This window comes from Acinetobacter sp. Ac_3412, from assembly GCF_013072675.1.
Lineage (GTDB): Bacteria > Pseudomonadota > Gammaproteobacteria > Pseudomonadales > Moraxellaceae > Acinetobacter > Acinetobacter higginsii.
In genome coordinates this window covers 726,727-740,361 of record NZ_LXUJ01000009.1, presented here as the reverse complement: position 1 = coordinate 740,361, position 13,635 = coordinate 726,727, and the positions used below count along the sequence as shown (strand labels likewise).

Sequence of the window (13,635 nt, the reverse complement as noted above, 5' to 3'; positions counted from 1 at the left end):
AGCTGATATCTATATAAAAAACACAGATGCAAATAACAATCCCTACAAAATAAATCGGGTTTTAAAACAAGTATTTCACACGACTTTATGAGTAGCTTAGTTTTTCAATATAAGGCATAATGCCCAACAACGTTGCGGTGTCGCGTGATTGCTAAGCATTTTTTAACCAATCCTTATCAATCACGCGACACTTTAATCGCTATCCCATAATTTTAATTAGGGAATGGGACTCTTCACCGAGGTTGTAAAATGAGACAAACGATTTTAGCTGTATTGTCTTTATCAACGATGGCTGCGCTCTTGACTGGGTGCGGCGGTGATATGGTACTTCTAAACAATAAAGGTCCAGTTGGTCAAGGTCAAAGTAACCTGATGATGACTGCGATCTATTTAATGCTATTGGTGGTGATTCCATCAATCATTATGGCATTATGGTTTGGTTGGAAATATCGCGCATCGAATAAAGATGCAGACTATAAACCTACTTGGGCACACTCAACGACAATTGAGATCGTTGTATGGGGTGTACCTGTCATTATTATTGGTATTTTAGCTTGGTTAACTTGGTGGGGTTCCCACAAGTACGACCCTTACCGTCCGTTAGAATCAGATAAAGCACCATTGACTATTCAAGCTGTCGCTGAACAGTTCAAGTGGATTTTTATCTATCCTGAGCAAAACATTGCAACGGTAAACGAAGTACGCTTCCCAGAACAAACACCAGTAAGCTTTAAGATCACTTCTAACTTCACGATGAACTCGTTCTTCATCCCACAGTTAGGCGGTCAGATTTACGCAATGGCTGGTATGCAAACTCACCTTCACCTATTAGCCGACGAACCAGGTATTTTCCGTGGTTTCTCAGCAAACTATTCAGGTTACGGTTTCTCACAAATGCGCTTTAAAGCACATAGCGTGACTGAACCAGAATTTGCACAATGGGTAGAAGCAGTGAAAGCTGGCAATGGTACAAGTATTAACCCTGAAGCAATTCAAAAAGGCACACTTGACCAAGCTGAGTTAGCAACGCTTAAAGATGGCGATCGTTCTAAGCATCAGATCGAGCATTTAGTGAATCGTGCTAAAGCTGCTGGTGATGAAGAAGCACTTGCAAAAGCTGAAGCGATGAAACCGTTCCCGACTAAGCCACACCCAGTGACTTATTACTCATCAGTTGAGCCAAAATTGTTTGAAACAATCATCAACCACTACATGAGTAACTATCACGGTGCTGACCATTCTGCTGGACATGATGCAACAGCAGAAACTCATGCTGCAGCAGAACACGCTGCTCAAGGGGAATAAGACATGGATATGATTTTTGGTAAATTGGGGTGGGATTCTATCCCGACTGAACCCCTTGTACTTGTCACCATGGTCTTTATGGCACTTGGTGCAATTGCTGTATTGGGCGGTATCACCTATTTCAAGAAATGGGGATATTTGTGGAACGAATGGTTTATCACTGTAGACCATAAAAAGATTGGTATCATGTATATCATCGTATCTGTGGTCATGCTGTTGCGTGGCTTCGCCGATGCGATCATGATGCGTCTACAACTTTTCCTCGCGAAAGGCGGCGGCGAAGGTTACTTACACCCTGACCACTACGACCAGATCTTCACCGCGCACGGTGTAATCATGATCTTCTTCGTAGCAATGGGTCTTGTTGTTGGTATGATGAACATCTCTGTACCTTTACAGATTGGTGCTCGTGACGTTGCTTTCCCATTATTAAACTCTTTAAGCTTCTGGTTATTCGCTGGTGCTGCTGGTTTAATGATGCTTTCACTTGTATTAGGTGAATTTGCTGCGACTGGTTGGATGGCTTACCCTCCTCTATCTGGCATTCAATATTCTCCTGGTGTTGGTGTTGACTACTATATCTGGGCACTTCAGGTTTCTGGTCTAGGTACGCTTTTATCTGGTGTTAACTTCTTTGTTACCATCATCAAAATGCGTGCACCTGGCATGAAATTAATGGACATGCCTATTTTCACGTGGACTTCACTTTGTACGGCTGTATTAATCATTGCATCATTCCCTGTATTAACAGGTACGCTTGCAATGCTTACTTTAGACCGTTACTTCGGCTTCCATTTCTTCACAAATGAGCTTGGCGGTAGCCCAATGCTTTATGTGAACTTGATTTGGACATGGGGTCACCCTGAAGTATATATCTTAGTATTACCAGCATTTGGTTTATACTCAGAAATCGTTGCAACCTTCTCTCGTAAAGCGTTGTTCGGTTATAAGTCTATGGTGTATGCGACGATTGCGATTACTGTACTTGCATTCGTTGTATGGCTTCACCACTTCTTCACCATGGGTGCTGGTGCGAACGTTAACGCGTTCTTCGGTATCATGACCATGGTTATTGCGATTCCTACAGGTGTGAAAATCTTCTCTTGGTTATTCACAATGTATAAAGGTCGCATCACCTATACTACTCCTATGTTATGGACGCTTGGCTTCCTTGTAACATTCGGTATCGGTGGTTTAACTGGTGTACTTATGGCTGTTCCACCTGCGGACTTCCTTGTACACAACTCATTATTCTTGATCGCTCACTTCCATAACGTAATTATCGGTGGTGTGGTGTTTGGTATGTTTGCCGGCATCATCTTCTACTGGCCGAAAATGTTTGGTTGGAAGCTCAACGAAGCATGGGGTAAAGCTGCATTCTGGTTCTGGTTCATTGGTTTCTATTTTGCATTCATGCCACTTTATATCCTTGGTTTCATGGGTATGACGCGTCGTTTGAATACATATGACAACCCTGAGTGGGATCCATACTTAGCGATTGCATTGTTTGGTGCTGTTCTTATCGCGATCGGTATTGCATGTTTCTTAATGCAAATCATCGTTGGTTTCTTACAACGTAAGGACAACATGGACCATACAGGCGATCCATGGGATAGCCGTACCCTTGAATGGGCAACGTCATCTCCTGCTCCGTTCTATAACTTTGCGCATGAACCAGATGCTAGCGGTGTAGACCGTTTCTGGACTGACAAAGAAAATGGTGTAGCATACGCACGTAACACTAAATATGAAGACATCCACATGCCGACTGATCGTGCTGCTGGTTTTGTCATTGCAATGTTCATTACAATTCTTGGCTTTGCACTCATCTGGCATATTTGGTGGCTCGCTGTTGTTTCATTCGTTTCAGCTATTGTTAGCTTGATCGTAAGCTCATTCACTAAGAATGTTGATTACTACGTTCCTGCTGCTGAAGTTGAGCGTATTGAAAACGAACGCTATGCTTTACTTGAAAAACACTTGAAGAAGGACTAAGGAAATGGCTGAAGTACTTCATCACGACAACCACGGCCACGATGGTCATCATGAACATGATGATACTGACTTAACGGTCTTTGGTTTCTGGACATACTTGATGAGTGACTTGATTCTTTTCGGATCACTCTTCATTGCGTTCGCTGTATTAAGCAGTCATATCCCGCCAGGAACCCCAAGTGCATATGACCTGTTCCATGATTCATTAGGCTTCGTGTTAACTGAAACATTTGCCTTATTGATTTCATCGGTAACATTTGGTTTTGCTGTACTTGCATCTTATAAAAAGAATGTAAATCAAGTGATCACTTGGTTGTTTGTGACATTCCTTTTTGGTGCATCGTTCATTGGTATGGAAATCTATGAGTTCCATCACCTTGTACACGAAGGCCATGGTCCAACTCACAGTGCATTCTTATCTGCATTCTTTACTTTGGTTGGTACACACGGTATCCACGTAACTTCTGGTTTAGTGTGGATGCTGGTATTAATCTACCAAATTAAAAAGAATGGTTTGACTTTACCGAATACACGTCGTCTTGCTTGCTTAAGCTTGTTCTGGCACTTCCTTGACATCGTTTGGATCTGTGTATTCAGCGTCGTTTACTTACTGGGAGTTCTCTAATGAGTAGTCATGACCATAATGCTGCAGGTGCGTCACACGGTAACTTTAAACAATACACGATTGGATTTATCCTATCTGTCATCCTTACCATCATCCCTTTCGGGATGGTGATGGCTGGCGGTTTTAGTCGTGGCATTTTAGTTACAGTAATTGCAATCACTGCTGTTGCTCAGGTACTTGTACAACTTGTGTATTTCTTGCACATGAATACATCATCTGACCAACGTTGGAACCTTATTGCATTTATCTACACAATCTTATGTATCGCTGTACTGTTAGTCGGCTCTGTGTGGATTATGAATTACCTACACTACAACATGATGATCTAAACTGATCGTCATGTGGAAAAAGTACTTATTCCTGACTAAACCAGGAATTCTCTTCGGTAATTTTATTACCACCTTGGGCGGCTTCTTCTTAGCCGCCCAAGGCTCTATAGACTGCCTCTTATTATTACTTACTCTTCTCGGAACAACATTAGTGGTTGCTTCTGGTTGTGTAGTCAATAACGTAATTGATCAAGACATCGATCAGAAAATGCAACGCACCATGAACCGTGCACTTGTGACAAAAACCATTTCCCCTACTGTTGCCATGTGCTATGCGCTGGTTTTAGGTGTGATTGGCTTTAGCATGCTCTGGTTTTATGTTAATGCTTATGCTTTTTTATTCGCTGTCATTGGTTTTGTCGTCTATGTCGGTTTTTATAGTTTGTGGAGCAAACGCACCACAATCCATCAAACCGTGATCGGTAGTATTTCTGGAGCGAGTCCACCTGTTATTGGTTATGTGGCTGTAAGTCATCAGTTCGATATGGCGGCCCTATTGATCTTTGTTGCATATGCTTTATGGCAAATGCCGCATTCATGGGCGATCGCAATTTATCGTTTTGACGACTATAAAAATGCAGGCGTTCCTATTTTACCTGTAGCCCGTTCAATCCTTAGGACAAAAATCGAATCACTGATTTATGTGGTTTTATTTACTCTAGCGATGAATGCTTTATATGTATATGGATACACCAATATCGTATTCTTGGTCATCTGTAATATACTTTGCATTTACTGGTTCTACATTGCTATTTTAGGATTCAAGGCCGAAGATGATCAGCTTTGGGCCAAACGCTTTTTCCTTTTCTCAGTAATCCTCATTACTGTTATCAGTTTAAGCTTTAGCTTCACCTTTAAAAGCCCTGCACCATTCTTTCCTATTTTTTAAAAAGATAGAGAATGCTCTATCTTTTTATGCTCTCCCAATTTTTATCATTTCGTGCAATAAAAACATTTCGTTCTTTATTGCCTAAATGAAACAAGCCTAGACTAAATTCCAAACCAGTCGTTACACATACAATCTTTAAAGATTAACCTGCAACACGACTCTAGCCAAAAAACTCACTGTCTGGCTCAAAACGTCTAAAAAATTGATCAATATTATGTGGATATTTTTGATCTAATTTTTGCCATACCTCTTGAGGTAACGGAATGAACTCCAAGGTATCGGACCCATCGGAAGCCACACAAAAACGGATTTCATAATCAGGCTGCAAAATTTGATTGAGTGCTTTTAAGGTGGTATCTCGATCTGCACCCTCACCTTGATAAGGAATAATCAAAGTTTGATTCTGATAATAAACAGTAATGGTAAATCCTTGCAGGTTATCCGCATTTTGTATCTCAGCCCGCAAACTCCCCGTTTGTAAAATATTTTCACAATACTCAATAATCACCTCATCCTCTTCACGCCAATCGACAATCATTAAGATTTGGTAAATATTACCTTGGTATTGCTCAAAAGCGTCTAAATATGCCTCCTCAGTATTCAACTGCAAAATCGACTCAAGTAGGGCAACTGTCTTTATAAATTGTGGTTCCATTTTTATTGCCTATTTTTATTTAAAAAATATATCACAAAGACTATGGCAAATTTGCTTTATAGCGTCAATTTGCATATAATCCCCGCTTCGCAATTTGCGACATAACTTTTTAGTTATGACTCCTTGCTTCTAATTTTTTAATTAGGGGCTGCTTAAACCGTAAGGAGCTGACAATGCGTCACTACGAAATCGTACTATTGGTACATCCAGACCAAAGCGATCAAGTTGTAGGTATGGTTGAACGCTATATCTCTCAGATCAAAGAAGCTGAAGGTCAAATTCACCGTTTAGAAGATTGGGGCCGCCGCCAATTGGCTTACCCGATTAACAAAATTCACAAAGCACACTACATTCTTATGAATGTTGAATGTGGTCAAACGACTCTTGATGAGTTAGAAGAATTGTTCCGTTATAACGATGCAATTATTCGTAACATCATTATCCGTCGTGAAAACGCAATTACTGAAGAATCTTTGCTTGCTAAAAGTGCTGAAGAAAAACGTGCGCGTAAAGCTCAACGTGAAGAAGCACAACAAGCAGTTCCAGAAGCTGAATAAGGAGAACATCAATGGCACGTTTTTACCGTCGTCGCAAGTTCTGCCGCTTTACAGCTGAGAATGTTGCGTACATCGACTACAAAGATATCGACACATTAAAACAGTACATCACTGAAAACGGCAAGATTGTTCCTAGCCGTATTACAGGTACTAAAGCTCGTTATCAACGTCAATTAGCGTTAGCTATTAAACAAGCTCGCTATTTGTCTTTGATTCCGTACACTGACAACCATAAGTAAGTGAGGTGAGCTGTGGACGTTATCTTATTACAACGCATTAAAAACCTTGGTAAATTAGGCGACAAAGTATCAGTTAAAGCTGGCTACGGTCGTAACTTCTTGATCCCTCAAGGTAAAGCTGTAGCTGCAACAGAAGCAAACACTGCTGCTTTTGAAGCTCGTCGTGCTGAACTTGAGAAGCAAGAAGCTGAAGTATTAGCTGCTGCGAATGCACGTGCTGAACAATTGAACGAAGTTAACATCGTAATCACTGCGAAAGCTGGTGACGAAGGTAAACTATTCGGTTCTATCGGTACTCGTGACATCGCTGATGCTTTAACTAATGCTGGTCTTGTTGTAGACCGTGCAGAAGTTCGTTTACCAAACGGTGCGCTTCGTCACACTGGTGAATTCAACATCGCAATCCAATTGCACCATGATGTTGTTGCTGAAGTTCTCGTTACTATCGTATCTGAGTAATTTCTGCAAAGAAAAAGAGCATGTTTTACATGCTCTTTTTTTATGTCTATTGTTTTTGTTTTCTTAAATACTCCTATTCATTGAAAATGCAGTTAGCGCATCTCTAATAAATATTTCACATAATTCACTGCACTCTGATTGATTTCATTCCCCGTAGGTTGAGCCTCTCCTTGTTCTGGATTGGTATCCATTCCATAAAAAGCATACATTGGTTGGTAATCTGCCTTTACATAACGGGCTGTCAATTCAAATGGTAAACACAATTCTTTTAAACTAAATTGATATCGTCCATCAGTTGAATAGTCTTTCTCTTTGATCCCCGCCGAGACCGCAAGCGTAATTTTCTTGTCTCTTAATTGATTTCCTGCGGAACCATAGGCCCAACCATAAGTCAGCACATCATCTAACCATTGCTTTAATAACGGTGGGCAGTTAAACCAATAGATCGGGAATTGAAAGACCAGATTTTGATGTGCTTCTACCAAAGCTTGTTCTCTTGTGACATCAATAACACCATCTGGGTAGTGCTGATAAAGTTGATGAATCGTGAATTCATCTGGATATTGACTCAATTCCTCAATCCAACGTTTATTAATAACAGCATTATCAATATCTGGGTGAGCAACAATCACGAGTGTTTTCTTCATTTCAAAGCATCCCATCGGACATCTGTGTCTTTCTGCAATCAATATGAAATAGATTATAGAAGTATGCTAGAAATAATATAAGTACGGTCATTATGGTTATATACTAGACTAAAAGTTAGTGTCGGAAAAATTATGGAAACTTGTGCCCCACCCCAGATTGACTTAGAGCAAACAGATTTTGGATATACGCTTTCCCTAATCAATGGCAAATACAAAATGATTATCATGTATTGGCTTTATCAGCATAAATCCATCATGTGATTCAATGAGTTAAAACGCTCCATCGGTAATGTTTCTTTTAAAACCTTAAGTCTGACTTTAAAAGAAATGGAACGAGACCAATTAATTATTCGTAAGGAATATCCACAAATTCCACCCAAAGTCGAATACAGTTTATCTGAACGTGGGCTGTCCTTAATTCCATTATTAGACATGATGTGCCAATGGGGTGCATCCAATCGGCTCTAACTGCTAAACCACACTTTTTCGCCACTTACACAATTTTCACTGAATTAAATTGTGCCGATGCGCTCCATTTGGATTAAGATAGTCACTCGGTATCGTTTCATCTTTTTATTAGGTCTTGTTATGTCACAGGCGAATGCCAATTTTACAAAAAATTCTCCAAACACAGAGAGTAAAGTGAGTGACTCAGGTCAGCTAAAAGAATTCCGTACCCCACCGCACAATCTTGCAATTGAGCAAGCGGTATTGGCAGCGTTAATGACGGTTGCTGAATCATTTGAACAAGTCAGCGACTTGCTTAAAGAAAATGATTTTTATGCGACACGTCACAAATATATTTATCGTGCCATTGAAAAACTGGCACAGGAAAACTCACCGTATGATGCTGTTTTGGTCAATGACTGGTTGCTCAAACAAAACCTGTTAGATGCAATTGGTGGTGAAGAATATCTGATGCAATTGATGGCAGATTCACCTTCAAGCTTCTACAATCTTGAAATTTATGCAAATAAAATCAAGGAGTTCTCAACTCTGCGTAACATGATCAAGATCAGCAGTGATATTTTACAAAATGCCTATGACACCAAAGGTCGTCCAGTCAGCGAAATTCTTGATTTAGCAGAAACCAGTATTTTCTCTTTGGCAGAACAGCACAACAACAATAAAAAAGATTCTGGGCCAAAATCAATCAGCTCTGTGACTGCTGACGTTATCACCAAATTAGATGAACTGTCTAAACTAGATGGCAACATTACTGGTTTAACCACAGGCTTCTTAGAGCTTGATAATAAAACATCAGGGATGCAGGCGGGAGATTTGATTATTGTTGCAGCACGTCCATCGATGGGTAAAACCACGTTCGCCATGAACTTGGTTGAAAGTGTACTGCAATACAACCGCCTACCGGCTCTCGTATTCTCGATGGAGATGCCAGCAGACTCGATTGCCATGCGTTTGATTTCAGCAATGGGTAAAGTCCATCAGGGTCATCTACGTTCAGGTAATCTCGATGCAGACGAATGGACCAAAGTCACTGGGACCATTCTTCAGCTACAAGAAATGCATCTCTATATCGATGACTCATCTGCCCTGCCGCCAACCGAACTACGTGCACGTGCGCGCCGTGTGGCTAAAATGCATGACGGTAAAATCGGCTGTATCATGGTCGATTACTTACAGTTGATGAAAGTCCCTGGTATGGGCGATAACCGTGTCGGCGAGATCTCGGAAATTTCACGAAGCTTAAAAGCTTTGGCCAAAGAAATGCAATGCCCTGTAATTGCACTGTCTCAGCTTAACCGTAGTTTGGAGAACCGACCAAACAAACGCCCAGTAATGTCAGACTTACGTGAATCGGGTGCGATCGAGCAGGATGCCGACTTGATCATGTTTATTTACCGTGATGAAGTCTATAACAAAGAATCTAAAGAAGCTGGTACTGCTGAAATCATTATCGGTAAGCAACGTAACGGTCCAATTGGTAGCGTACGTCTCGCATTTGAAGGTCAATATACGCGTTTTAGTAATCTCTCACCTGAGTTCTATGCTCAGTATGAAGATGACGAATAACATTCAAACTATTTCTATTTTATATACAATCCAAGTCGACCCAAAGGAGAACTCAGGGTGCGCCAAGCAACAGTTTATATTGACAGTACAGCACTGCAATATAATTTAAACCGTGTTAAACAACTTGCTCCACATTCAAAAATCGTCAGTATGGTCAAAGCCAATGCTTATGGACATGGAGTCAAAAACTGTTTAGCCGCCTTAGAGGCCACGGACGCTTTTGGTGTCGCCTGTTTAGAAGAAGCACTGGAGATCAGGCAACTTGGATACACTCAGCCGATTACATTGATTGAAGGTGTATTTTCTGAAGATGAAATGACGCAAGTCATCGAGCAGAAACTTGAATGCATCGTACATCACAAACAACAAGTAGAATGGTTGATTCAACATAAAGCTGCTTATAATGCGTTGGGTTTAAAGGTTTGGGTTAAACTAAATAGCGGCATGAACCGTTTAGGTTTCAAAGTCGATGAAATCATTAACGTGATTCAACGTTTAAAAACTGAAGGTTTTACCTGTGTACTTGCCATGCATTTTGCCAATGCTGACGTAGACCACCCCTTAAATGAGCAACAAAAGCAACAATTCTTACAGGTAAAACAAGCCTGTGAACCGATCTTGGTATCTTGCTGTAATTCTGCTGCGATTTATAAATACCCTGAACTGCATTTTGATTTTGTTCGTCCGGGCATCATGCTTTACGGCGCATCACCCTTCGCGGATCGCAATGTACATGAACTCGATCTAAAGCCAGTAATGACTTTTAGTGCCGAAATTATTGCCCTCAATCAGATTCAACAAGGTGAGTTTGTCGGTTATGGCTCGACCTACTCAGCGTCATGTACGTCACAAATTGCCATTGTTTCGATTGGCTATGGTGACGGCTATCCACGCGCGTATATCGAGCAAAACTTTGTTGCCATCGATCAGCAACTTGTTCCTGTAGTCGGCCGTGTCAGCATGGATATGATCGCCATTGATATCAGCAATGTTAAAGCAGAAATTGGCACAAAAGTTGAGCTTTGGGGCCAATCTCGCCTAGTTGATGATGTTGCAGCAGCAAACGGAACTATCGGCTACGAGCTACTTTGCCGCCTCACCCAACGCCCAATACGTCAATTAGATAACTAAACATTACTTGATCAATTTTTGTGTTTTATCTCTAATAAGGTTTTAACCATTCAGATCCAGAATGCTCAAACTGATTTATGATAATCCGCTGTATAAAATGCCGATCCAGCAATTCGTGCTCTTTTTGATCCGAATTTCGATCGGCATTTTTTTCTTCACCACAGGCTTCAATAAACTTTTCGTTGAAAAAAATAAACTGATTATGCTGGAAACAATCATCGATGCAGGTATTCCATTTCCAGCAATCATGAGTACTTTTGTTTCAGCGACTGAAATGCTTGCAGGTTTATTTCTGATTTTGGGATTATTTACTCAGATCAGTAGTATTTTCTTGTTTATGATCTGCCTGACAGCACTATACACGCTTGGGATTCATACGATTCCAAGTGGCTTAGATCCGATAAGCTGGCTCAGTTGGTTCTTCTACATCCATGACCTGTTGTATATGCTGATTCTTGCAATACTGATTACATCTCGACCAAGCATGCTGTCGCTGGATCGCATTCTAAGTAAAAACAGACCGATACCTTAGAATAACGCTCTCTCAAAAACATCTATACGTGCTTTTGAGAGAGGCTTAACGTAAGTTATAAACCATAGTCAGCAGTTGGTTTTGGCAATTCTTGCAAACCACGGCGCAAAGTCTCTGACCATTGTTTACTGATCTGGGTGAAGTAAGGATCATCTTCACCAATACGCTTACCTTCTGGAATTTTAAAACTGTCTTTATGATAAACCAAAGCATCCAAAGGCAAACCCACTGACACGTTGGAACGCAAAGTCGAATCAAAAGAAATGAGTGAACAGCGCAGTGCATCATCCAAAGGCATATCGTAGTGTAAAGCACGGTCTAAAATAGGTTTGCCGTATTTGCTTTCACCAATTTGGAAATACGGTGTATCAGTCGTTGCACAAATAAAGTTCCCTTGCGGATAAACATTATAAAGCTGCATCTCTTCGCCTTGAATTTGCCCACCGACCAAGATGCTACACGAATAATTCATCTGTTCTTGGGTGTCACTGGTAATATCTTCAAGCACTTTACGTAAGGTTTTCCCTACCAATTCAGCCACTTCAAACATGGTATTGGCACTATACAAATTCGGCTCTTGATGCAAAGCCAATGCATTCTGCAAATGCCCAATCACGGCTTGAGTCGTCGCCAAATTACCCGCTGTTTGCAAAGCAATAAAACGTTCACCTTCAACACCAAAGGTATGCAACTTACGAAATACAGAAATATGATCGACCCCTGCATTGGTTCGGGTATCACTAATCAATACCAAACCCTGCTCTAATCTTAATGCGCAACAATAGGTCATCTTTCTCTCTTTACTTTCAACACGCCAAAACCTGCACCACAGACATCATACTTTCTACCCCGCCTTGCTCACGAATACCACGAACAGGCGCCACATCTAAATAATCACGTCCAACTGCAACGTATATATGGTTTTGGGGTGTAAATATCTGGTTACTTACATCGAAACAATACCACTCATTATCCACAAAAACTTCTGCCCATGCATGACTGGCGAGGTGTGGCTGATTTTCATCGTAGATATAGCCCGAAACGTAACGTGCAGGTAATTGTAACGCACGACACATGGCAATTAATATATGTGCGTGGTCTTGGCACACTCCTTGACCCGCATAAAAGGCATCAATAGCTGAGGTCGTAACCGAGGTGCTTTCAGGTTGATATGGAACTTGTTGTAAGATTTTTTCTGATAAAACAATCAAATGATGGCGGTCTTTTACAGTAACAATCGAATGCGCAAAATCCGTCATGGTCAGGTCACAGCAGGTCATTGTCGTGCGTTGTAAAAACAGTAATGCTGAAACATCTGTCTCAAAATAACCTAACTCAGTCGCATGCAAATCCACTACACCCTGTGCCATGATGGTCAAATAACGATAATCATGGCGTTGCGTTGCGGTAATCCATAGGTTATTAAACGCATCACGTTGACACGAATACTGTCCTGGCACACTAATATGCCAATTCTCTACACTCTGATGCCGTGAACTTTGTGGCATCATTTTGATGGATTGGACACTGTTCCGCGCAATCTCAGTATATTGATAATGCGTTTGGTGATTCACCATGAGTTTCATGAGGATGCCTCAAATTGATTTTCCAATTTATAGGTAAATGCATAAAACTGATTTAAATATGGCTGTTCTTTTAATGTCTCCCAACACGGTTGTAAGTCTTGCCATCCCAAATGATATAGCCGCTCAATGGTTGGATCAATTGCATCAAAAACAGCATGGGTATTGTGTTGAAATCTGAAATAGGTATCAATTTGCTCAATACATTGCCCAATATGAAAAAATAGAAAAATATCTTCTTGCTCAGCTTTCAGAATGTCGCAACAGCTTTGCACTACATCCTGAATAGCCAACCCATCTGCTGCCACATTTTTGATCAGATAATTAAGTTCTGCATACGCCTGTGCGGTTAATAATCCCCTCAACTCCTGAATATTGTCCCGTGCAATCTCAAGCTGACTCAATAAAGAATAAGGCTGCTGACGATCTAACATAAATTGATTCAAATTTTCTGCATCATCAATATGCAAACAAAGTGCCTGTGCAAATTCTGATGCCTGAAAATTATCATCAAAAGGTAAATGTCCTGCCACATGACCAATACGGAATAAATAACGTCCTAACCAATAAATATGTTGAGCACTTGAGCTAAGTAAAAGCATAAATCTCCTCCCTTTTCTTAATATTCAATCTCACAGCCCGCGTTGTTATCATC

At 40.8% G+C, this 13,635-nt stretch carries 16 protein-coding genes and 1 pseudogene; 12 read left to right on the top strand and 5 right to left on the bottom strand.

Features of this window, described 5'->3' with window-relative positions; all coding sequences use genetic code 11:
* The first annotated feature begins 249 nt into the window (after nucleotides 1-249).
* From cyoA to cyoE, 5 genes are read left to right on the top strand one after another with little or no spacing between them, the layout of a single operon-like run.
* Nucleotides 250-1,305, top strand: a complete 1,056-nt coding sequence (gene cyoA / locus A7P54_RS11685; protein ID WP_004654397.1) for a ubiquinol oxidase subunit II — start codon at nucleotides 250-252, stop codon at nucleotides 1,303-1,305.
* 3 nt (nucleotides 1,306-1,308) lie between these two features.
* Nucleotides 1,309-3,300 carry a cytochrome o ubiquinol oxidase subunit I gene (gene cyoB, locus A7P54_RS11680; protein WP_004806017.1) on the top strand — a complete coding sequence of 664 codons (1,992 nt, stop codon included), beginning with the start codon at nucleotides 1,309-1,311 and terminating at the stop codon, nucleotides 3,298-3,300.
* Nucleotides 3,301-3,304: 4 nt separating this feature from the next.
* On the top strand, nucleotides 3,305-3,925 hold the full coding sequence (gene cyoC / locus A7P54_RS11675) for a cytochrome o ubiquinol oxidase subunit III (protein ID WP_004806016.1): 621 nt from the start codon (nucleotides 3,305-3,307) through the stop codon (nucleotides 3,923-3,925).
* A complete protein-coding gene (locus tag A7P54_RS11670) occupies nucleotides 3,925-4,254 on the top strand; it encodes a cytochrome o ubiquinol oxidase subunit IV (RefSeq protein WP_004806013.1) in 330 nt (109 codons plus the stop codon). Before cyoC ends, A7P54_RS11670 begins: the two co-directional genes overlap by 1 nt.
* A 10-nt stretch (nucleotides 4,255-4,264) precedes the next feature.
* Nucleotides 4,265-5,143 (top strand): heme o synthase, encoded by an 879-nt coding sequence (gene cyoE, locus A7P54_RS11665; RefSeq protein ID WP_004806012.1) that lies wholly within the window; start codon nucleotides 4,265-4,267, stop codon nucleotides 5,141-5,143.
* A gap of 160 nt (nucleotides 5,144-5,303) precedes the next feature.
* Here cyoE and A7P54_RS11660 read toward each other — a convergent pair whose 3' ends face one another.
* Nucleotides 5,304-5,798 carry a hypothetical protein gene (locus A7P54_RS11660; RefSeq protein ID WP_171549655.1) on the bottom strand — a complete coding sequence of 165 codons (495 nt, stop codon included), beginning with the start codon at nucleotides 5,796-5,798 and terminating at the stop codon, nucleotides 5,304-5,306.
* A 173-nt stretch (nucleotides 5,799-5,971) separates the two neighbouring features.
* Between A7P54_RS11660 and rpsF the strand changes: the two genes are divergently transcribed.
* From rpsF to rplI, 3 genes are read left to right on the top strand one after another with little or no spacing between them, the layout of a single operon-like run.
* Nucleotides 5,972-6,355: a 30S ribosomal protein S6 gene (gene rpsF, locus A7P54_RS11655; RefSeq protein WP_004806006.1), complete on the top strand. Its 384-nt coding sequence runs from the start codon at nucleotides 5,972-5,974 to the stop codon at nucleotides 6,353-6,355.
* A gap of 11 nt (nucleotides 6,356-6,366) precedes the next feature.
* On the top strand, nucleotides 6,367-6,594 hold the full coding sequence (rpsR, locus tag A7P54_RS11650) for a 30S ribosomal protein S18 (protein WP_000090661.1): 228 nt from the start codon (nucleotides 6,367-6,369) through the stop codon (nucleotides 6,592-6,594).
* Nucleotides 6,595-6,606: 12 nt separating this feature from the next.
* Entirely contained in the window at nucleotides 6,607-7,053 is a 447-nt protein-coding gene (gene rplI, locus A7P54_RS11645; RefSeq protein WP_004654410.1) for a 50S ribosomal protein L9, read from the top strand.
* Between the two features lie 92 nt (nucleotides 7,054-7,145).
* Here the strand turns inward: rplI and A7P54_RS11640 are convergent, their stop codons facing one another.
* The gene (locus A7P54_RS11640; protein WP_005204713.1) at nucleotides 7,146-7,700 is read right to left on the bottom strand and encodes an NAD(P)H-dependent oxidoreductase; all 555 of its coding nucleotides are present in this window, start codon (nucleotides 7,698-7,700) and stop codon (nucleotides 7,146-7,148) included.
* 132 nt (nucleotides 7,701-7,832) lie between these two features.
* Between A7P54_RS11640 and A7P54_RS11635 the strand changes: the two are divergent.
* The 4 genes and pseudogenes from A7P54_RS11635 to A7P54_RS11620 all read left to right on the top strand — a co-directional run bounded on the left by A7P54_RS11635 (nucleotide 7,833) and on the right by A7P54_RS11620 (nucleotide 11,397).
* A pseudogene (locus A7P54_RS11635) lies at nucleotides 7,833-8,168 on the top strand (helix-turn-helix domain-containing protein).
* A 120-nt stretch (nucleotides 8,169-8,288) separates the two neighbouring features.
* Nucleotides 8,289-9,734, top strand: coding sequence for a replicative DNA helicase (gene dnaB / locus A7P54_RS11630; protein WP_004806002.1), 1,446 nt, complete (start codon nucleotides 8,289-8,291; stop codon nucleotides 9,732-9,734).
* Between the two features lie 57 nt (nucleotides 9,735-9,791).
* The gene (alr, locus tag A7P54_RS11625) at nucleotides 9,792-10,865 is read left to right on the top strand and encodes an alanine racemase (RefSeq protein ID WP_171549654.1); all 1,074 of its coding nucleotides are present in this window, start codon (nucleotides 9,792-9,794) and stop codon (nucleotides 10,863-10,865) included.
* Nucleotides 10,866-10,926: 61 nt separating this feature from the next.
* Nucleotides 10,927-11,397: a DoxX family protein gene (locus A7P54_RS11620; protein WP_171549653.1), complete on the top strand. Its 471-nt coding sequence runs from the start codon at nucleotides 10,927-10,929 to the stop codon at nucleotides 11,395-11,397.
* 55 nt (nucleotides 11,398-11,452) lie between these two features.
* Here the strand turns inward: A7P54_RS11620 and A7P54_RS11615 are convergent, their stop codons facing one another.
* The 3 genes from A7P54_RS11615 to A7P54_RS11605 are packed head-to-tail and all read right to left on the bottom strand — an operon-like array spanning nucleotide 11,453 to nucleotide 13,582.
* The gene (locus A7P54_RS11615) at nucleotides 11,453-12,187 is read right to left on the bottom strand and encodes a proteasome-type protease (RefSeq protein ID WP_171549652.1); all 735 of its coding nucleotides are present in this window, start codon (nucleotides 12,185-12,187) and stop codon (nucleotides 11,453-11,455) included.
* Nucleotides 12,188-12,203: 16 nt separating this feature from the next.
* Nucleotides 12,204-12,983, bottom strand: coding sequence for a transglutaminase family protein (locus A7P54_RS11610; protein ID WP_171549651.1), 780 nt, complete (start codon nucleotides 12,981-12,983; stop codon nucleotides 12,204-12,206).
* Nucleotides 12,980-13,582 (bottom strand): alpha-E domain-containing protein, encoded by a 603-nt coding sequence (locus tag A7P54_RS11605; RefSeq protein WP_171549650.1) that lies wholly within the window; start codon nucleotides 13,580-13,582, stop codon nucleotides 12,980-12,982. The genes A7P54_RS11610 and A7P54_RS11605 overlap by 4 nt, the downstream gene beginning before the upstream one ends.
* Between the last annotated feature and the right edge of the window lie 53 nt (nucleotides 13,583-13,635).